The organism is Streptomyces anatolicus, assembly GCF_019400875.1.
GTDB classification, from domain to species: domain Bacteria; phylum Actinomycetota; class Actinomycetes; order Streptomycetales; family Streptomycetaceae; genus Streptomyces; species Streptomyces anatolicus.
Genome location: NZ_WMBF01000001.1, coordinates 37129 through 56191 on the forward strand (window position 1 = coordinate 37129; position 19063 = coordinate 56191).

Sequence of the window (19063 nt, forward strand, 5' to 3'; positions counted from 1 at the left end):
CGGTGGGGTCAGCCGGCGCTCACGCGGTCGACCGAGACGCCGGTGGTGCGTTCGCCCAGGGTGAGGACGGTGACGGCGAGCGCGGCCATCACGGCGGCGATGACGCCGAACAGCGCCCCTGGCCCGTACGACTGGAGGACCGGGAGCAGGGCGAAGGGCAGCGCGGCGGCGCTGAGTTTGGACAGGGAGTACGCCGCGCCGGACGCGGCCGCGCGGATGGCGGTCGGGTACTGCTCGGCGAGGTAGACGTGCGAGACGCTGGAGAAGAGGTTGCTGAAGACCGTGTAGGCGAAGCCGAAGACCATGATGACGGCCGGCGAACCCGCGTAGCTGAAGCCGAGCCCGGCCGCGACCATGGCGCCCGCCGACGCGACCACCAGCCTCTTGCGCTCGACGCGGTCGATGATCGGCAGCGCGAGCGCGGAGCCCACGGGGTAGCCGAGGAAGCAGACCGCGGTGAAGCCGATGCCCGCGACGATCCCGTACCCCTTGGCGGCGAGGATCTGCGGGGCGAGCGTGCCGAAGCCGTAGTAGCCGACGGTCGACAGGGCGCAGAAGATCCACAGCATGGTGGTGCGCCGCCGCAGGTGGGGCTGGAAGATGTCCCGCAGCCGGGGGGCGGGGGCCGCTGCCTTGGCGGCGGCGTCCGCGAGCTCGGCGGCGGGCACCGCGGGGGCGCCGCCGGGAACTTCCGCCTCCATGCGGGCGACCAGCGCCTCCGCCTCGTCCTCGCGGCCGACCGTCGCCAGCCAGCGCGGGGACTCGATGAGCCGCCTGCGCAGCACCCACACCACGGCGGAGCCCAGCGCGCCGATCACGAAGAGCCAGCGCCAGCCGTCGATGCCGAGCGGGGTCAGCGGGACGAGCCACAGGGCGGCGAAGCCCACGGCGGGCACTCCGCAGAAGGCGAGCGTGTAGGCCCAGGCGATGTACCGGCCGCGCTTCTTGGCGGGAAGTACGTCCGACAAGTAGCAGTCGGAAAGGGACTGTTCGGCGCCGATGCCGATGCCGGCGAAGAACCGGGTCGCGATCAGCCAGGCCGCGTTCGGCGAGAAGGCGCCGAGCAGCGAGAAGCCGGAGTAGATCGCCAGGTTGATCAGGAACGCCCGGCGCCGCCCGTACCGGTCCGCGACCTTGCCGAGCACCAGCGAGCCGATGAACTGGCCGATGAAGGCGGAGGCGAGGACGAGCTTCAGCTCGGTGGCGCCGAACGCGAAGTCGTTCTGGAGGACCTTGGCGATGGTGCCGGAGAGGTTGTTCTCGAACGTGTCGAAGAGCAGCCCGACCCCGATGACCGCGGTGACGCTGCGGTGGGTCGGGGTGATCGGCATCCGGTCGAGCCGGACGCCGATCGAGGCGCGCGCGGTGGCCGTGGCCCCGGCCGCCGGTCTGGAGAGGGTGTCGGCCATCAGGCGGTCCGTTCCAGGTGCGCGTCGACGTCACCGCGGCGGACCGGGGCGCTGACCTCGTGCAGGTAGGAGGCGACCTCGCGGTACGAGGCCCAGAAGCCGACCTCGTGGTACGGGACGCCGCGCTCGGCGCAGTACTCGCGGGTCAGTTCGCGGGCGCGGCCGAGGTTCTTCTGCGGCATGGCGGGGAACAGGTGATGCTCGACCTGGTAGTTGAGGCCCCCGTAGAGGAAGTCGATGAACCACGAGGGGCGGATGTTGCGGGAGGTGAGGACCTGGCGCTCCAGCCAGTCCAGGGTCTCCTCGTCGCCGTCGCGCACGTCCATGCCCTTGTGGTTCGGGGCGAAGATCATGCCGAAGTAGACGCCGAGGGTGGCCTGCTGGACGAGGATGAAGGTGACCGCGAGCACCGGCGACAGGACGGTGAAGACGCAGGTCAGATAGATCGCGGCGCGCAGCAGGAGCAGAGTGGACTCCAGGACGGGGTGCTTGGTGAGGCCCTGCGCGATCGACTTCACGGCCGTCTTGTGCATCTTGAACGACTCGAGGACGAGCAGGACGAAGAAGAGCACGCTCTGGTAGCGCACGATGAAGCGCTGCACGCCGGTCCGGGTGGCGTACTGCTTGATGTCGAAGATCGCGGTGCGCCGGCCGATGTCCGGGTCCATGTCCAGGTGGTTGGGGTTGCTGTGGTGGCGGTTGTGGTGGTTGACCCACCAGCCGAAGCTGACGCCGTTGACGAAGTTGGCGTGGAAGTAGCCGACGGCGGAGGCGGCCCGCTTGTCGCGGAACATCGCCTTGTGGCCCGCGTCGTGCCACATGAAGGAGGACTGGCCGCCGCAGAGGCCCATCCACACCGCCACGGCGAGCTGCCACCACGAGTCGCCCAGCAGGAAGAAGGCGGTGAGTCCGGCGACCAGCAGCGTGGTGTTCCGGGTCAGCCGCCCTATGTAGTACCGCGGGTCGAGGTCGAGCAGCCCCTCCGCCTTGACGCGTTTGAGCAGCTCGGAAAAGGTGGCGGAGGCCCCGGTGCGCTGCGGGGCTGTGCTGTGCTGAGGGACAGCGGGGCGCTGCGGGGTTGCGGTGTGCTGCGGGGCAGCAGGGCGTTGCGGGTCGACGGCGACACCGGTCTCTTGGACGTGCGGACGCTGCATACGAAGCTCTCCTCGGAAGAAGTGCCCGAACCGGGCGGCGGCGGCGCCCGCCCGGCGCACGGGATCCGCTGGAGCACAGTGCGGCGAGCGCGTGCGGTGCCCCACCGGCCGGACGCCGGGCGAACGTGGGTGCAGCGTTCCGTGGAGCGCTGATGTGGCGCTGATGCTGGGCTGATCGGGGTCCGGCTCAGGCCGCGGGGTCCTGCTCGGCGCGGAGCAGGGCGTCCAGCTCCCGGACCACGGCGTCCGCGGCGCGGGCCACGTCCTCGTCGTCGGGGGCGGCGATGACGCCCATGAGCTGTTCCACCATGGCGTGCTTGAGCGCGTCGGTCGTCTCGGTGCTGCCGCTCATCGTCTTTCACTCCTGTGGGTCGAATGCGGTTGACGAGTGCCTGATGTGTCGTCAGAAGGCGTTGCAGGCGCGGAAGATGTGCGCGAAGGACGCCAGCGACGCGGGCCCGTCGAAGGCGACGTACTCCGGGATGGTCGCGTCGGGCGCCCACTTGTGTTTGTACGAGAGCTGCGTCTGGGCCGGGTAGAGCGCGGCGCCCTCCGCCCACAGGGCGTGCATCAGCCACTGGAACGCGGGGCTGTGGCCCTCCAGTTCGTGGTCGGCGTCGAGTCCGGTGAAGGGCGTGAAGCCGAAGTGCAGCCACTGGACGCCCTCGCCGCGGAAGACCTCGATGGCGTGGGCGTTGATGGCCTCCATCAGGCCCGGTGAGCCGTCCGGCACGCGCCGGCTCAGGTCGTGCATCCACCCGGCGCGGCTGCCGAAGACCGGGGAGTAAGAGATGTACGCCACCGGGTCCCCGTTGATCGTGCCGACGAACAGGCGCCGGTGCTCCTGCGCCTCGCCGCCGATCTCGCCGACCAGGAACTCCAGAGGGCGGGCCGCGCCCTTGCTGGAGAGCCAGGCGCCGTCGATCGTCTCCAGCGCGTCCCGCCAGGCGTCGGCCTTGACCTCCTGGATCTGGAGGCCGTTGCGGTAGGCGCGGGAGATCTTGTTGCGCAGCTGCATGAAGCGGGTGCCGCGCAGCGTGAACTCGGCGAGGCTCACCGCCCAGGAGGCGCCGATCTGGTTGACGGTGAACCCGCGCGCCGCGTAGCGCTCGGCGTCGTCGCGCTGGAGCTGGACGCCTACGTGCGTCAGCCCCCGCTCCTTCAGGTGGTGCCGGAAGCCGTCGAGGAGGGTGTCGTAGTCGTCCGGGGCGGCGAAGGGCCCGCCGAACTGGACGGCGAACCGGCCGGTCGCGCGGTAGACGACGACGCCGTCCGTGCCCGGCAGCGTGAAGGTGCTGTTGCCGCTGTTGAGCGCGAGGAACGCGCTGGGATTCTCGGCCCGCGTATGGGTGCGGACCGCCTTGAGAATCGGGTTTTCCACTACGGTCACGGTCATGATCCGTTTCCCTTTCGGAAGCCGTTGCGGTCGAGGAGAGTAGAGCACCGCCGCCCCTTTGATGGGAAGGGCGTAAAGCTTTCGGGGCAGGTGGTCGCCGTATGCGGGACAGCACGTCAGGGAAGTGTCAGCGGCCCGTCAGAAGTGCCTGGCAATGTTCTTCTCGTGAACGGCACGGGAAACCGGGCCGGGAACACGGAGAGGTGCCCGGAGTGGTTTATCGGGGATCTCGGGCTCACGCTCAAGGTCGGGTCGTTCGCGGCCCACGCAGGTTCGAATCCTGCCCTCTCCGCAGGCACCGCACATGGTGCCCGCACCACCAGGAGAGGTGCCCGGAGTGGCTTATCGGGGATCTCGGGCTCACGCTCAAGGTCGGGTCGTACGCGGCCCACGCAGGTTCGAATCCTGCCCTCTCCGCCAACGGAACACCGGCTTCCACATCCACTTCCCCGGGCCTCCCCCGCCCCGGTGAAGCGACCGCCCCGGCGCCCCGCGAGAGCGGCAAGGCCTGCCGGGGCGGGTCTGCGTTCGAGGGACGCACCTTTCCCTGTCGACCTCCTGCCAGAGGAACCCGCAGGTCAAACCCGCAATCAGCCGCCCCATCCGGCTCGTTCAAAAAAATACCTTCCCAAAGGAATGATACCGTGAGAGGGTCTTCGCTGGAAGGGAGTCAGGGGTCGTGCCCGCTGCCTCCCCCGGTCGAGGACGCCCAGAGATCGCCACGCCGACCTCCACCCGCGGGCCCCCACACCGCAGCACCGATGGCTCTGGCGACCCGGAAGGTGAACCACCCCGACGTTGCAGCAACGAAAGCCAAGGGGGAAACGGCATGCTGAGCTTTTCGATTCTCGGAGCACTGCAGATCCGCACCGCGACAGGATTCGCGGAGATCTCGGGAGATCTCCAGCGGAACCTGATCCAGACCCTGCTCGTCAGCGAGGGCCGCCCGATCTCGGGCGAGAGCCTCGTCGAGGAAATGTGGGGCGATTCCGTCCCGGACAAGCAGGCCAATGCTCTGCAGGCTCACATCAGCCGGCTCCGCCGCAAACTGAAGAGCCTGGAACCCGATCTCGCGGTGTCCCGGGTCACCATTCACCCTTCCGGATACCGGCTGACCATCCACGAAGGCGAATTCGACGCGGCGGAATTCACCAAATCGGTCAGACAGGCCGAGGCGGCGGGCGCCGCCGACGCCGCCGGCACGGCGGAACTGCTCGGCCGGGCGCTCGCCCTGTGGCGCGGCCCCGTCTTCGGCGACTTCCCCGGCGGCACCATCTGCCAGCTCGCCTGCGCGCGCTACGAGGAGTACCGCATGCGGGCCATGGAACTGCGCTTCGAGGCGGAGCTGCGCCTCGGCCACCACGCCGCGATGCTCGCCGAACTCCACGAGGCACACAGCAACCACCCGCTGCGGGAACGGTTCTGTGAGCAGCTGATGGTCGCCCTGTACCGCTCGGGCCGCCAGGCCGACGCCCTCAACGTCTACCGCGCCATGCGCCGGCACCTCTCGGACGAGCTGGGCATCGACCCCTCCCCCGCACTGCGCCACGTCGAACACGCCATCCTCGCGCACGACCCGGCCCTGACCGGCGGCGCCCGGACCCTGCTCCAGCCCGCCTGAGGTCCCGCGCCGCCCGCGCACGCGGGATGTCAGCGTCCGGTCAGCGCCAGTTGCCACCATCGGAACGGAAAAAAGCGGGCCCCCGCACTCCGCGCGGACCCCCCGTACGCGTCCCGCGCGGCGCGCAGGAAATCCAACCACCGTACGCACCTGGAGATTTCATGACCACGAGCCAGACCTCCGCACGCTTTGGAACCGCGGCCACGAACTCGTCCGCCGCGCGCCCGCTGCGTCTCTTCCTCGGTCTCGACGCCGCCGTCACGGCCGGCAACGGCCTCATCTACCTCATCGCCGCGGGCCCCGTCGGGGACCTCCTCGACATGAACACCGGGCTGCTGCGCGGGATCGGCGCCTTCCTCACCGTCTACGGCATCCTCGTCGGCGTCCTCGCCTCCCAGCAGGTGCCGTCCGCCGCCGCCACGAAGGTCGTCATCGAGGCGAACCTGCTGTGGGCCGTCGCCAGCGTCGCCACCGCGCTCTTCGGCTGGTTCGACCCGAACACGGTCGGCACGGTGTGGATCCTCATGCAGGCCGCCACCGTCGGCGGGTTCGCCGTGCTCCAGATCAACGGCCTGCGCAAGCTCACCAACTGAACCACTCGCAGCGTCCCCGGTGACGGCAATCGGTAAGGGGAGAGATGAGACGCCACGTCGCGGAGCTGACGGCGATTCGGGAGCGGGTCCTCGCGGGCCCCTCCGAACCGGCCACCGCCGCTCAGAAGGCCAAGGGCAAGCTCACCGTCCGCGAGCGGATCGAACTGCTCCTGGACGAGGGCTCGTTCCGCGAGGTCGAACCCCTGCGCCGGCACCGGGCGACCGGCTTCGGCCTGGAGGCGAAGCGGCCGTACACGGACGGTGTCGTCACCGGTTGGGGCACGGTAGAGGGCCGTACGGTCTTCGTCTACGCGCACGACTTCCGCATCTTCGGCGGCGCGCTGGGTGAGGCGCACGCCACGAAGATCCACAAGATCATGGACATGGCCATCGCGGCGGGCGCCCCGCTGGTCTCGCTGAACGACGGCGCGGGCGCCCGTATCCAGGAGGGTGTGACGGCTCTCGCGGGTTACGGCGACATCTTCCAGCGCAACACCAAGGCGTCCGGTGTCATCCCGCAGATCAGCGTGATGCTCGGCCCGTGCGCGGGCGGCGCGGCCTACAGCCCGGCCCTGACCGACTTCGTCTTCATGGTCCGTGAGACCTCGCAGATGTTCATCACCGGGCCGGACGTGGTCCGCGCGGTGACCGGCGAGGAGATCACGCAGAACGGTCTGGGCGGCGCGGACGTGCACGCCGAGACCTCGGGCGTCGCGCACTTCGCGTACGACGACGAGGAGACCTGCCTCGAAGAAGTGCGCTATCTGCTGTCGATGCTGCCCTCCAACAACCGCGAGACGCCCCCGGCGCACACCTGCGACGACCCGGCCGACCGCACCTGCCAGGCCCTGCTCGACCTGGTCCCCGTCGACGGCAACCGCCCCTACGACATGCACCGGGTGATCGAGGAGCTTGTCGACGACGGCGACTTCCTTGAGGTGCATGAGCGGTGGGCGCGGAACATCATCTGTGCGCTGGCCCGTCTTGACGGCAAGGTCGTCGGGATCGTCGCGAACCAGCCGCAGGCGCTGGCGGGCGTCCTTGACATCGAGGCCTCCGAGAAGGCCGCGCGTTTCGTGCAGATGTGCGACGCGTTCAACATCCCCATCGTGACGCTGCTCGATGTGCCGGGCTTCCTGCCGGGCGTCGACCAGGAGCACGGCGGCATCATCCGCCACGGCGCCAAGCTCCTGTACGCGTACTGCAACGCCACCGTGCCCCGCATCTCCCTGATCCTGCGCAAGGCCTACGGCGGCGCCTACATCGTCATGGACTCCCAGTCCATCGGCGCCGACCTCACCTACGCCTGGCCCACCAACGAGATCGCGGTGATGGGCGCCGAAGGCGCCGCCAACGTCATCTTCCGCCGCCAGATCGCCGCCGCCGAGGACCCCGAAGCCATGCGCACCCGCATGGTCAAGGAGTACAAGGCCGAGCTGATGCACCCCTACTACGCCGCCGAACGCGGCCTGGTCGACGACGTCATCGACCCCGCGCACACCCGCGAGGTCCTCATCGACTCCCTCGCCATGCTCGCGGGCAAACACGCCGACCTGCCCTCGCGCAAGCACGGCAACCCTCCGCAGTAGCCCACAAGGAGAACGCTGCAGATGACTCCCCCCGACATCCGAGTGGAAAAGGGCCACGCCGAGCCCGAGGAAGTCGCGGCCATCACCGCGATCCTGCTGGCCCGCGCCGCCGCCCAGCCCGCCGCCGCCCCGGCCCGCCGAGGCCGCGCGAAGGCCGGCTGGCGCCGCCTGGAGCGCACCCCGGGCTTCCGCGCCCCGCACAGCTGGCAGGGCTGACCCTCAGCAACACAAAAACCCCGCTCTCCTCCAGGAGGGCGGGGTTTTACGCGCCCTGTAGGGGCGCGGGGAACTGCGCGCTCAGCCCCACAGGGCCGCACAGTTCCCGCACCCCCACGGGGCGCCACAGATGCGCTAACGCAGCCGTGCCATCAACGCGTGCTCGACCAGCGTGATCAGCGCGCTCTTCGCGTCCGCGCGGTGCCGCGCGTCCGTGGTGATGATCGGCGTGTCCGGCCCGATCTGGAGCGCTTCACGGACCTCGTCCGGGGTATACGGCTGGTGGCCGTCGAAGCCGTTGAGGGCGATCACGAAGGGAAGCCCGGAGTTCTCGAAGTAGTCGACGGCGGGGAAGCAGTCGGCGAGCCGCCTCGTGTCGACCAGGACGACCGCTCCGATGGCGCCACGGACCAGGTCGTCCCACATGAACCAGAAGCGGTCCTGACCGGGCGTACCGAAGAGGTACAGGATCAGGTCCTGGTCCAGGGTGATGCGGCCGAAGTCCATGGCCACCGTCGTGGTGGTCTTGTCCCCGGTGTGGGTGAGGTCGTCGATGCCCGCGGACGCGGACGTCATGACGGCCTCGGTGCGCAGCGGGTTGATCTCAGAGACCGCCCCGACGAACGTGGTCTTGCCCACGCCGAAGCCGCCCGCCACCACGATTTTCGCGCTGGTGGTGGAGCGGGCTGTTGCTCCTCCGCTAGAGCTTGCGAAGTCCACTGAGCACCCTTTCGAGCAGTGTCACGTCTGGCTGGCCGCCGGCGGACTCGTCGCCGCCGGGCTGGTGGATGGCGACAAGTCCGGCCTCCGCCAGGTCGGCTACGAGGATTCGGGCGACGCCGAGGGGGATGGAGAGCAGTGCCGAGATCTCAGCGACTGACTTGATCTCGTGGCACAGGTTGCAGATCCGCTGATGCTCGGGCAACTGGCCCTGCAGCTGGTGCGGTTGTGCGGTGGTGTGCACCAGCGCCTCGATGGCGAGCTGGTAGCGCGGCCTGGTGCGGCCGCCCGTCATGGCGTACGGGCGCACCAAGGGGTTGTGCGCCGCCCCGGAGGGCGCCGGTGCGGGGGCGCGCCGCTGGGACTGGACCGGCTCGACACGGGGCGCGTGCGCCGGCGTGCCTTGGTCGTAGGGGCGCGGACCCGGCTGCTGGGGCTGCGCGTACGGCTGGCGGCGGTGGCTCGGCGCGGAGGGGAAGTTGTACCGGTTCGCTCCGCCGTCGTGCTGACCACCCTGGCCGTGACCAGGGGACCAGTTCGCCGAGGACGAACCGTCTGGGGGTGTTGCCACGTTGCTTCCTCCTCCAACTGTGCCGGGCACCATCACTCTGGAGCCGCGTCCCGAAACCTTACGGGCACGGGCCGTGAAAACGCACCGTCTGTCTGTTAGTTGAGAAGGCTCCCCTGGAGCTCCGCGCGCAGGTCCGGCGTGAGGACGGTGCCCGCGCGGTCGACAAGGAGTGCCATCTCGTACCCAATGAGACCGATGTCCGCATCCGGGTGGGCGAGTACGGCGAGCGAGGAACCGTCGGAAATGGACATGATGAAGAGAAATCCTCGCTCCATCTCCACAACGGTCTGGGTCACGGAGCCGCCCTCGAAGATCCGGGAGGCCCCGGCGGTGAGGGAGGTCAGACCCGAGGCGACGGCCGCGAGCTGGTCGGCACGGTCGCGGGGGAAGCCTTCGGACATCGCCAGAAGGAGTCCGTCGGCGGAGACCACCACCGTGTGGGACACCCCGGGGGTGTTGTCCACGAAGTTGGTGATCAACCAGTTCAGGTTCTGCGCCGCCTGGCTCATCGGGCTCACACTAACGCTCCTGGTTGTAGGTGCTATCAGGGCTGAAGCCCTGGCCATTCGTGTCACTTGAGTTGCGGCCCCGCTGGACGCCGCGGCGCAGGTTGCTCAGCCTGCCCCGCACTTCCTCGGGGTCGCGGGAGACCTGGGGGCCGCCCTGTGGGGTCTGTTCCGCCGTGCCCTCGACCAGGTTGGCCTTGGGCACGCGCCGGGGGAGCCCGGACGAGGTGACCCCGCCCGCCTTCGGCTCCTTGAGGCGCTCGGCCCGCTGCCAGCGCTCGTCGTTGGACGAGCGCCAGTCGGGACCGCCCTGGCCCTCGTTCGCGGCCAGAGCACCCCCGGCGGGAGCGTTCCCGGCGGGCGCGTTCCCGTTCGGGGCCGAGGAGCCCCGGCGGGGGAGACCCGCGTCGGTCGTGTCGTGCACGACGGACGGCGTCGGCCCCGGCCGGTCGAAGCCTACGCTCCCGGCGTCGCCCGCGGGGGCCTGAGCGGATTCCGCTTCCTGGCCGTACTCGGGCTGGTAGCCGTCCCCGCTTGGCCAGTCATCCTGACGGGACCGCTCCGGATAGGAGATCTGGGGGTCCTGGTCCTGGTAGCCGTCCTGCGTCGGGTAGTACTGCTCGTCGTACGCGGGGGCCTGCTGCTGCTCGTCGCCGTAACCGCCCTCGGCGTACTGCCCGTTGCCGTACTGGTCGGCGGGGTACTGCTCACCGGCGTACTGGTCACGGGCGTACTGGCCGTGCGGGGACTGGCCGTGCGCGGACTGCTCACCGGCGTACTGCTCGTTCTCGTACGCGGGGCGGCCCTGGTCGTACCCGGACTGCCCCTGGTCGTAGCCGCCCTGCTGCTCGTCGTAGGCGGGCGCGTGCTGCTCGTACGAGTCCTGCCGCGCGCCCTGCTGCGGATCGACCTCGTCACGGAAGAGCGGACGCCCGGCGCCCGGCTGCTGGGCCTGTGCCTCAAGGGCGGCCCTGCGCTCCTCACGCATCAGCGAGCGGCCGACGGGGTCGAGGCCCGCCTCGGCGCCGTCACCGTGGTAGCGGCTGTCGTCGAAGCCCAGCTCCGCGGCGGTGCGCAGCGGCTCGGCCTCCAGGACCTGCTGCTCCGGGATGATCGAGGAGACCGTGAACTCGGAGTCCTGCCCGTGCTGTTCGCCACCGCCACCGTGGGTGATCCCGTCCGGCAGCATGACCAGCGAGGTCGTGCCCGCCTGCTCGCCCGAGGGGCGCAGCTGGACGCGGATGCCGTGCCGGTCGGCGAGGCGCCCGACCACGAACAGGCCCATGCGCTGGGAGATCGCGGCGTCCACGGTCGGCGGGTTGGCCAGCTTGTGGTTGATGTCCGCGAAGTCCTCGGCGGTGAGGCCGATGCCCTTGTCGTGGATCTCGACCATGACGCGGCCGTCGGGCAGCCGGGTCGCGGTGACGCGGACCTTGGTCTGCGGGGAGGAGAACGTGGTGGCGTTCTCAAGGAGCTCGGCGAGCAGGTGCACGAGGTCGGTCACGGCGAGGCCGTGGATCTCGGCCTCCGGGACGCCGGCCAGCTCGATGCGCTCGTACTGCTCCACCTCGGAGGAGGCGGCGCGGAGCACGTCGACCAGCGGAACCGGCTGGTCCCAGCGGCGGCCGGGCTCCTCGCCGGAGAGGACCAGAAGGTTCTCGCCGTTGCGGCGCATACGGGTCGCCAGGTGGTCCAGGCGGAAGAGGTTCTCCAGCTGGTCGGGGTCGGCCTCGTTGTTCTCCAGGTCGGTGATGAGGGTCAGCTGGCCCTCGATCAGCGACTGGTTGCGGCGCGAGAGGTTGGTGAAGATCGCGTTGATGTTGCCCCGCAGCAGCGCCTGCTCGGCGGCGAGCCGCACGGCCTCGCGGTGCACCTGGTCGAAGGCGCGGGCGACCTCGCCGATCTCGTCCGTGGTGGTGATCGGTATGGGCTGTACGCGGGTGTCGACCCGGCCCGGGTCGGTGCGCGACAGCTGGTCGACCAGCATCGGCAGCCGCTGCTCGGCGATGCCGAAGGCGGCGGTACGCAGCTGGCGCATCGCCTTGGACATCTGGCGGGCCATCATCCCGGCCAGGATGAAGGCGGCGAGCAGCGCGATGACCACGATGGCGCCGGTGATGTAGGCGTTGCGCTGGGCGTCGGAGGCGATCTGGGAGGCCTCGTCCACGGCCTTGTCGGCGAGGTCGGACTCGATCGTGCGGTACGCGTCGAACTTGGCGGAGGTGGTGTCCCACCAGGCCTGCCGGTTGATGCCCTTGCCGGCGAGCTCGACCCGTGCGCTCGGCTGCGTGCTCTCCATGGTGGCGATGGCCGCGACCATCTGGTCCTGCGTGGGCGGCGGGTTGGCCTGCTTCTCGGCCTCGGCCGCCAGCTTCTTCTTCGCCTCCTCCAGCTTGGCCACGTCCTGGGGGGTGCCGCCGCCGGTGTACTCCTCGATGGCGACGCGCTCCAGGTAGGCGTACGAGGAGAAGGAGGTGCGCTGGAGGGTGAACGAACCGGTGCCGGGGCCCGGCTTGACCAGCAGGTGCGTACCGATGGACCGCTGCAGCGAGAGCGCGGCCTTGGAGAGCGAGATCGCGTAGACGGTGCGGCCGTAGCTGGTGATGTTGCCGGTGCCCAGACCGAGTTCGTTGGCGAACTCCATCAGGGGGTGCTGGATGGCGACGTAGCCCTCTTCGGTCTTCACGCCGGGGAGCTTGGTGGTGTACGCGGCCTGACGCAGCGGGATCAGCTTCGGCTCGACCTTGCGGAAGGCCGCGAGACGACGGGTGAGCCCTTCCTTGTCCGGCATGTCCTCGGCGGCGGCCTTGAACGCGGCCGCGGCCTCGTCGGTGGCCTTGCGGGCCTTGACGACGGCCGGGTCGGTCCGCTTGCCGTTCAGCAGCGGGGCGGCGGAGATGTCACGCTCCTCGACGAGGCGGTTGCCGTAGTCGAGGGAGGCCCGCACCAGGCGGGCCGTGCTCTCGGCGTCCCGGGCCTCGCTCCAGGTGTCGATGGAGCCCTTCACCTGGAAGCCGCCCATGACGAGGCCGACGAGCACGGGTATGAGCAGGATCGCGTTCAGCTTGGTCGGTACGCGCCAGTTGCGGGGGGACATCCGTCCGCCGGAGGGAGCGGGGGGCTCGTTGCCGGGGCCGGAGCTCACGTCAACGGGGGACGCCGCTGTGCGCGGCGGCGGGGTGAAGTTGCCCCGCGCGTCCCCGGTGGGGGGTGCCGCGGGGCTCGTCTTGCTTCGCCTCACTCGACCAACAACCTCTCGGCGGCGGCACTCACTCTCGTGCCGCTGTCGTCTCCAAGGCCCGTGCTACTGGGCAGTTCAGCGCATTCCAGCACGTCAGGCACTGCTCTTCCAAACAGTGGGAAGCGGAAGTTCCGAGTGGTGTAGGCCTCAGATAAATCGGTCATAAAGAGCGAGCCCCGCCAAAAGGCGGGGCTCTTGTGAGCACAGTGGCACCAGGCGACCGCGACGCGTGGCGGTCCCCCGGTAATTCTCTGTCGAAACGTTATGAACACGGCGCGCGGCCGTGTCAAAGGACACAGGCCGCTCCGTGCGGTCTACGACAACTGCCGTATACACCTGCCTACTTGAGACGTGCCATAAGTGCGTGCTCGACCAGCGTGATCAAGCCACTCTTTGCGTCTGCACGGTGTCGTGCGTCGGTGGTGATGATCGGCGTACCCGGACCGATCTGGAGCGCCTCGCGCACCTCGTCCGGAGTGTAGGGCTGGTGGCCGTCGAAGCCGTTGAGGGCGATGACGAACGGCAGGCCGCTGTTCTCGAAGTAGTCGACGGCCGGGAAGCAGTCGGCGAGCCGTCGCGTGTCCACGAGCACGACCGCTCCGATCGCGCCACGGACCAGGTCGTCCCACATGAACCAGAAGCGGTCCTGACCGGGCGTACCGAAGAGGTACAGGATCAGGTCCTGGTCCAGGGTGATGCGGCCGAAGTCCATCGCGACGGTGGTCGTCGTCTTGTCCCCGGTGTGGGTCAGGTCGTCGATGCCCGCGGACGCGGACGTCATGACGGCCTCGGTGCGCAGCGGGTTGATCTCCGAGACGGCCCCGACGAACGTGGTCTTGCCCACGCCGAAGCCGCCCGCCACCACGATCTTGGCGGAGGTGGTGGAACGGCCCGAGCCGGAGCCTGAGCCGCCCGAGCCGTTAGAGCTTGCGAAGTCCACTGAGCACCCTTTCGAGCAGTGTCACGTCAGGCTGACCGCCGGCGGACTCGTCGCCGCCGGGCTGATGGATGGCGACGAGCCCGGCCTCGGCCAGGTCCGCCACGAGGATCCGGGCCACACCGAGCGGCATCGACAGGAGCGCCGAGACCTCGGCCACCGACTTGACCTCGCGGCACAGGTGGCAGATCCGCTGGTGCTCGGGGAGCAGCCCCATCAGCTGGGCCGGATCGGCCGTGGTGCTCACCAGCGCCTCGATGGCGAGCTGGTAGCGGGGCCGGGTCCGGCCGCCGGTCATCGCGTAGGGACGCACCAGCGGCTGGTCGCCCTCCATTCCGTACGAGGGGTCACCGTACGGGTTGTGAGAGGCGGTGGGCGGGGTCATGGATCCTCCGGGCGGGACAGCAGGTCATCTGCGTGTGCCGTCTGACAGAGCCGGTGGGGGCGTATGGCGGCCGGACGGTTGGTCAGTACGTTCGGTCGGTGGGGCGGCCGAAGGGGCGGAAGCTTTCGAGCCGGCTTCGGGCTAGTGGAGCAGGCTGCCCTGCAACTCGGCGCGGAGGTCCGGGGTGAGGACCGCCCCCGCGCGGTCGACGAGCAGCGCCATCTCGTAGCCGACGAGGCCGATGTCGCACTCGGGGTGCGCGAGCACGGCCAGCGACGAGCCGTCGGAGACGGACATGATGAAGAGGAACCCCCGCTCCATCTCCACCACGGTCTGCGTGACGGTGCCGCCCTCGAAGATCCGGGACGCCCCGGCGGTGAGGGAGGTGAGGCCCGAGGCGACCGCGGCGAGCTGGTCGGCTCGATCGCGCGGGAACCCCTCGGACATGGCCAGAAGGAGGCCGTCGGCGGAGACCACGACCGTGTGGGACACCCCTGGGGTGTTGTCCACGAAGTTGGTGATCAACCAGTTCAGATTCTGTGCCGCCTGGCTCATCGGACTCAACTAACGCTCCTGCTGGTGAGTGGGGCGAGGGAAACTGCCGGTCTGGCCGGTACCGGCCTGGCGACCCTGCTGAATGCCCCGACGGAGATTCGTCAGCCGGCCGCGTACCTCTTCGGGCGCACGCGAGACCTGCGGACCTGTGCTGTCCTGCTGCTGCTGGGCCGTGCCCGCGACCAAGTTGGCCCGCGGGACGCGGCGCGGCAGTCCGGATGTGGTGACCCCGCCCGCGGTGGGCTGCCGGACGCGCTCGGCCTGGCGGCCCAGCTCGTCGTTGGGGGAGGAGCGCCAGCCGGCGGGGGCACCGGGGCCCGCGCCGTTCTGGCCGTTGCCGTTCCCGCTGCCGGCCGCGGGTGCGGATCCGGCGGGCGGGGCGTGGCGCGGGCCGCGCGACGGCAGCGGGCGCTGCGGGCCGGGGGCCTGCGGTGCCTGACGCTGGGCGGGCTCGGCGGGGTGGCCACCGGTCTGGTGGCCGTGCGGAGCCTGCTGCTGGTTCTGGTGCTGGCTCTGCTGGTCCTGCTGACGGCTCTGCTGCTCGGCCTGCGCGCGCTGGTTCTGCTGCTGCTGGAACCAGTTGGTCTCCAGCGTGTCGTACAGCGGCGTACGTCCGTCACCGGGACCGGCGGCGGGCAGCAGGTCGTCGGGCTGCGCGGAGCCGGGCAGCTGGTCGGCCTGCGGCTGCGGGGGGAGGCCCTGGTGGGGGTCGCCCTGGCTGCGGCGCGGGGCCGGCGGACGCGGCACCGTGTAGTCGGTCAGCTCCCGGCCGGCCTGCTGCGCGGAGCCGTTGCCCTGGTCCTGCCGCTGGCCCTGCTGGTTCCGCGGCTGATCGCGCTGCGGGGCCTGCTGCTGGTTCTGGTGCTGGTTCTGCTGCGGCGCCTGACCCTGCCCGCGGCCCTGCTGGGCCTCGCCCTGGCCGCCGAAGACGTCCGAGCGGACGAACTTGCCGGTGCCCTGGTCCTGCGGGGCGGGCGTGCCGGGCGGCGGCGCGTTGAAGTCCGGGCGGGGGAACTCGGCGGTGGAGCCGGGACCCTGCCGGTCGTCGGGGGCGGTGGCCTGCGGGAACTGGCCGGTGGCCTCGTGCTCCTCGTGGCCGCGCGGGGTGTCGAAGGGCTCGCGCGAGACCTGCGGCTGCGCGTTCTCGTCGCTCCAACTGGGCACGCGGGGCTGCGGGTTGCCCCCGGGAAGCTCGGCGCGCGGCCCGCCCCGAGGCGGCAGCTGAGGCCTGCGCCCCTGGTCACCGGAGTCGGCGGGCGGCTGCATGGCGTTCGTACGCTGCTGGGGGACCGGAGGCTGCTTGGCACCGCCGCCACGGCCGCCCTGCGGCGCCTGCGGCTGCTGGGCCTGCTGTCCGGGCTGGCCCTGCTGGCCCCGCTGGCCCTGCTGTCCCTGAGGACCGGCGGGCGGACGCTGCTGGCCGGTGTCCCGGGAGGGCAGCGCGGCGCGCGGACCCGAACCGGCGACCTGCTGGCGCGGCGCACTGGCACCGAGCCGTCCCGCGCCACCCGGACCACCGGCACCGGGCGCACCCGCGCCGGGCCCGCCGCCGAGCGCCGGACCGCCACGGCCGGGACCACCGGCCGGACCGGAACCACTGCCGAGCGCGGGACCGTTGTTGCCCGCGCCGACCCCGCGGCGCGCGGCCGCGGCACCGGCGGCGGCCGCAGCCGCGGCGGGACCACCGGTCGGGCCGGGGCCACCGGGCTTGCCGGGAACCTTCTTGCCGCCCTGGGCGACATCGACGGGCAGCATGACCAGCGCGGTCGTACCACCGGAGTCGGAGGGACGGAGCTGGATGCGGATGCCGTGGCGCTGCGAGAGGCGGCCGACCACGAACAGACCCATGCGGCGCGAGACGGAGACGTCCACGGTGGGCGGCGAGGCGAGCCGCTCGTTGATCGCGGCCAGGTCCTCGGGGGAGAGGCCGATGCCGGTGTCGTGGATCTCGATCAGTACGCGGCCGTCGGGCAGCGCGTGACCGGTGACCTTGACCTTCGTCTGCGGCGAGGAGAACGACGTCGCGTTCTCCAGCAGCTCGGCGAGGAGGTGCACGAGGTCGTTGACCACGCGGCCCGCGACCTCGGTGGCGGGCACGGCGGACAGTTCGATGCGCTCGTACTGCTCCACCTCGGACGCGGCGGCACGCAGCACGTCGACGAGCGGCACGGGCCGCGTCCAGCGACGGCCGGGCTCCTCACCGGCGAGGACGAGGAGGTTCTCGCCGTTACGGCGCATGCGGGTCGCGAGGTGGTCGAGCTTGAAGAGCGAGGAGAGCTGGTCCGGGTCGGCCTCGCGGGACTCCAGCTCGGAGATGAGCGAGAGCTGGCGCTGGATGAGGCCCTGGGAGCGGCGCGAGAGGTTGGTGAACATCGCGTTGACGTTGCCTCGCAGGAGGGCCTGCTCGGCGGCGAGGCGGACGGCCTCGCGGTGCACGTCGTCGAAGGCCGCGGCCACCTGGCCGATCTCGTCCCGGGAGTGCACACCGACGGACTCGACGGAGGTGTCGACGTCCTGCGGGTCCGACTCGGAGAGCTGCTTGACCAGCTCGGGCAGGCGGTCCTGGGCGACCTTGGTCGCGGTGTCCTGGAGCCGGCGCAGCGAGCGGATCATGGAGCGGGCCACGACGAACGCGCCGACGAGCGAGACGCCGAGCACGAGCAGGATCAGCGCACCGTTGAGGATGGCCGACTGCTCCGACTCGTTGCGCAGCTCGCGCGCCTTCTGCTCCATCTCGCCGAGCAGCGTCAGCTCGATCTTGGACATCGCGTCGATCTTGGTGGTGTCGGCGTCGACCCAGTCCCTGTAGGACCGCTTGTCCTGGAGCTTGATGCCGCCCTCCTGCTCGAGGACGCGCTTGGCGTATTCGTTGGCGGCCTTGATCGAGGCGTTGCCGCCGTCGATGGGCTTGGTCAGCTCCTGCGCGTTGCCGGCGTAGATCTTGCTGAACGTCTGGAGCTGCGAGCGCTCCTTGTCGTTGGCGCTGAGACCGAAGGTGCGGTCGGTCTCGCTGATCTTGCCGTACTCGCTGTCGTTGGCGGGCAGGGCGGCGGCGATGATCGCCCGCTGCACCGACGCGTACTCCTTGGCCGAGGAGAAGGCGGCCAGGGCGCGGGTGCGCTGGATCATGTCCGGGTTGCTGGTCGCCTGCGCCATGTCCTGCGACAGCGCGAGCAGCTGCTCGACGAGCTGGCTGTAGGCCTCGACGGTCTGCGAGGTGGACGCGCCGTCCTTGTAGGCGTCCTTGCGGACCTTGTTGATGCCCTGGAGCTGCTGGGTGATCTGGACCGCGCTGTGCCGGACGCCGAGAAGACCCTTCTCGCCGTCCGTGTCGTTCAGGTCCTGGGTGCCCTGGAGGAAGTTGCGGTAGACCCGGTCGGTCTTGGCGCGGGCGCCCTTGACCGTGTAGTCCGAGGCCGTCGCGCCGTGCGAGAGGGGGCCGGCCGACTTGTCGCGCTCCTCCTGGAGCGCCACGGCGAGCGCGGTGGCCTGCTTGGTCATGTCGGTCAGCAGCTTCATGTTGTCGAGCTGCTGGATCTCGTCCATGGACGAGTTGATGCGGAGCGCGCCGAGTGAGGTCGCGGTGATCACGGGGAGCGCGAGCAGCGAGACCAGGCGGGTCGAGATGCGCCAGTTGCGCAGGGCTATTCGTGAGCCCGTGTTGCTGGGCGAGGCGGCTGTGGACGCACCCTTGCCCTTGGCCGGGGCGGCCGCGGGGCCGCTGCCCGGCGCACCCTGGCGCGCGGCACCGGCCTTGTCGCCGGGCGCACCGGGTCCCGGGTTCTGGGCGTGCTGGGGCGAGGAGCCGCGGTCGCCGCCGCGCTCCGGCTCCGCCGCGGCATCCCCTCGGCCGCGACCGGCCTGGGGAGACCCCTTGCCATCCCTCTTGAAACGTCCCTGCACTAGCGTCGCAACCTCTGGACCAGGCGTCCTGCCGCTGAACGGCGGGACGGTGTCGGCGTCGTGGGGCGCCAAGCGCCCCATGGGTGGTCGTTGAGTGACCGGCGCTGCTTCCCCTTCCGGCCGCCACTCGGCGCTGCGTTGCGCCCTGCGCGCCGGTTCGATCCCGCGGCGGTCCCGGGAATTCCAGCACAGTGCAGGATCTCCAACAAGGCCCGCGTGTCGCGCCGGGACAGCGGTGACACGGCGTGAGTGGGGGGTCACGAGACG

16 protein-coding genes and 2 tRNA genes are annotated in these 19063 nt (G+C 70.5%); 6 read left to right on the forward strand and 12 right to left on the reverse strand.

The annotated features are described in order from the left end of the window. Window positions 1-8: 8 nt before the first annotated feature. The 4 genes from GKQ77_RS00165 to GKQ77_RS00180 all read right to left on the reverse strand — a co-directional run bounded on the left by GKQ77_RS00165 (window position 9) and on the right by GKQ77_RS00180 (window position 3959). The gene (locus tag GKQ77_RS00165; protein WP_219686527.1) at window positions 9-1409 is read right to left on the reverse strand and encodes an MFS transporter; all 1401 of its coding nucleotides are present in this window, start codon (window positions 1407-1409) and stop codon (window positions 9-11) included. Further along, window positions 1409-2563, reverse strand: a complete 1155-nt coding sequence (locus GKQ77_RS00170) for a fatty acid desaturase family protein (protein ID WP_219686528.1) — start codon at window positions 2561-2563, stop codon at window positions 1409-1411. Before GKQ77_RS00170 ends, GKQ77_RS00165 begins: the two co-directional genes overlap by 1 nt. A 187-nt stretch (window positions 2564-2750) precedes the next feature. Beyond that, window positions 2751-2915, reverse strand: coding sequence for a hypothetical protein (locus tag GKQ77_RS00175; protein WP_219686529.1), 165 nt, complete (start codon window positions 2913-2915; stop codon window positions 2751-2753). Between the two features lie 51 nt (window positions 2916-2966). Further along, window positions 2967-3959 carry a DUF2156 domain-containing protein gene (locus GKQ77_RS00180; protein WP_219686530.1) on the reverse strand — a complete coding sequence of 331 codons (993 nt, stop codon included), beginning with the start codon at window positions 3957-3959 and terminating at the stop codon, window positions 2967-2969. 197 nt (window positions 3960-4156) lie between these two features. On the opposite strand from GKQ77_RS00180, the gene GKQ77_RS00185 reads away from it, so the two are divergent. The 6 genes from GKQ77_RS00185 to GKQ77_RS00210 all read left to right on the forward strand — a co-directional run bounded on the left by GKQ77_RS00185 (window position 4157) and on the right by GKQ77_RS00210 (window position 7978). Next, window positions 4157-4251 (forward strand) — tRNA-Val (locus tag GKQ77_RS00185). 30 nt (window positions 4252-4281) lie between these two features. Beyond that, a tRNA-Val gene (locus GKQ77_RS00190) sits at window positions 4282-4379 on the forward strand. Window positions 4380-4788: 409 nt separating this feature from the next. Then, window positions 4789-5580, forward strand: coding sequence for an AfsR/SARP family transcriptional regulator (locus GKQ77_RS00195; protein WP_219686531.1), 792 nt, complete (start codon window positions 4789-4791; stop codon window positions 5578-5580). 161 nt (window positions 5581-5741) lie between these two features. Next, window positions 5742-6173 carry a hypothetical protein gene (locus GKQ77_RS00200; protein ID WP_219686532.1) on the forward strand — a complete coding sequence of 144 codons (432 nt, stop codon included), beginning with the start codon at window positions 5742-5744 and terminating at the stop codon, window positions 6171-6173. A gap of 44 nt (window positions 6174-6217) precedes the next feature. Then, complete coding sequence (locus GKQ77_RS00205; RefSeq protein ID WP_219686533.1) at window positions 6218-7762, forward strand: acyl-CoA carboxylase subunit beta; 1545 nt, start codon at window positions 6218-6220, stop codon at window positions 7760-7762. Between the two features lie 21 nt (window positions 7763-7783). Beyond that, entirely contained in the window at window positions 7784-7978 is a 195-nt protein-coding gene (locus GKQ77_RS00210; protein WP_125515311.1) for an acyl-CoA carboxylase subunit epsilon, read from the forward strand. Between the two features lie 135 nt (window positions 7979-8113). Here GKQ77_RS00210 and GKQ77_RS00215 read toward each other — a convergent pair whose 3' ends face one another. The 8 genes from GKQ77_RS00215 to GKQ77_RS00250 all read right to left on the reverse strand — a co-directional run bounded on the left by GKQ77_RS00215 (window position 8114) and on the right by GKQ77_RS00250 (window position 18796). Beyond that, entirely contained in the window at window positions 8114-8698 is a 585-nt protein-coding gene (locus GKQ77_RS00215; RefSeq protein WP_030361923.1) for a GTP-binding protein, read from the reverse strand. Further along, window positions 8679-9269: a DUF742 domain-containing protein gene (locus tag GKQ77_RS00220; protein ID WP_219686534.1), complete on the reverse strand. Its 591-nt coding sequence runs from the start codon at window positions 9267-9269 to the stop codon at window positions 8679-8681. Before GKQ77_RS00220 ends, GKQ77_RS00215 begins: the two co-directional genes overlap by 20 nt. Window positions 9270-9364: 95 nt before the next feature. Next, entirely contained in the window at window positions 9365-9778 is a 414-nt protein-coding gene (locus GKQ77_RS00225) for a roadblock/LC7 domain-containing protein (RefSeq protein ID WP_030787419.1), read from the reverse strand. 10 nt (window positions 9779-9788) lie between these two features. Continuing rightward, window positions 9789-13016 (reverse strand): sensor histidine kinase, encoded by a 3228-nt coding sequence (locus GKQ77_RS00230; RefSeq protein WP_219686535.1) that lies wholly within the window; start codon window positions 13014-13016, stop codon window positions 9789-9791. A 340-nt stretch (window positions 13017-13356) separates the two neighbouring features. Beyond that, a complete protein-coding gene (locus GKQ77_RS00235; RefSeq protein WP_125515316.1) occupies window positions 13357-13956 on the reverse strand; it encodes a GTP-binding protein in 600 nt (199 codons plus the stop codon). Beyond that, the gene (locus GKQ77_RS00240) at window positions 13937-14338 is read right to left on the reverse strand and encodes a DUF742 domain-containing protein (protein WP_030787427.1); all 402 of its coding nucleotides are present in this window, start codon (window positions 14336-14338) and stop codon (window positions 13937-13939) included. The genes GKQ77_RS00235 and GKQ77_RS00240 overlap by 20 nt, the downstream gene beginning before the upstream one ends. 141 nt (window positions 14339-14479) lie before the next feature. Next, entirely contained in the window at window positions 14480-14893 is a 414-nt protein-coding gene (locus tag GKQ77_RS00245) for a roadblock/LC7 domain-containing protein (RefSeq protein ID WP_030787430.1), read from the reverse strand. A gap of 9 nt (window positions 14894-14902) precedes the next feature. Continuing rightward, window positions 14903-18796 carry a sensor histidine kinase gene (locus GKQ77_RS00250; RefSeq protein ID WP_308117491.1) on the reverse strand — a complete coding sequence of 1298 codons (3894 nt, stop codon included), beginning with the start codon at window positions 18794-18796 and terminating at the stop codon, window positions 14903-14905. Window positions 18797-19063: the final 267 nt, after the last annotated feature.

Bases quoted from the DNA above. Each gene is read 5' to 3' on its own strand.
- GKQ77_RS00165 (WP_219686527.1), bottom strand. From the start codon at position 1,409: ATGGCCGACACCCTCTCCAGACCGGCGGCCGGGGCCACGGCCACCGCG.
- GKQ77_RS00170 (WP_219686528.1), bottom strand. From the start codon at position 2,563: ATGCAGCGTCCGCACGTCCAAGAGACCGGTGTCGCCGTCGACCCGCAA.
- GKQ77_RS00175 (WP_219686529.1), bottom strand. From the start codon at position 2,915: ATGAGCGGCAGCACCGAGACGACCGACGCGCTCAAGCACGCCATGGTG.
- GKQ77_RS00180 (WP_219686530.1), bottom strand. From the start codon at position 3,959: ATGACCGTGACCGTAGTGGAAAACCCGATTCTCAAGGCGGTCCGCACC.
- GKQ77_RS00195 (WP_219686531.1), top strand. From the start codon at position 4,789: ATGCTGAGCTTTTCGATTCTCGGAGCACTGCAGATCCGCACCGCGACA.
- GKQ77_RS00200 (WP_219686532.1), top strand. From the start codon at position 5,742: ATGACCACGAGCCAGACCTCCGCACGCTTTGGAACCGCGGCCACGAAC.
- GKQ77_RS00205 (WP_219686533.1), top strand. From the start codon at position 6,218: ATGAGACGCCACGTCGCGGAGCTGACGGCGATTCGGGAGCGGGTCCTC.
- GKQ77_RS00210 (WP_125515311.1), top strand. From the start codon at position 7,784: ATGACTCCCCCCGACATCCGAGTGGAAAAGGGCCACGCCGAGCCCGAG.
- GKQ77_RS00225 (WP_030787419.1), bottom strand. From the start codon at position 9,778: ATGAGCCAGGCGGCGCAGAACCTGAACTGGTTGATCACCAACTTCGTG.
- GKQ77_RS00240 (WP_030787427.1), bottom strand. From the start codon at position 14,338: ATGACCCCGCCCACCGCCTCTCACAACCCGTACGGTGACCCCTCGTAC.
- GKQ77_RS00245 (WP_030787430.1), bottom strand. From the start codon at position 14,893: ATGAGCCAGGCGGCACAGAATCTGAACTGGTTGATCACCAACTTCGTG.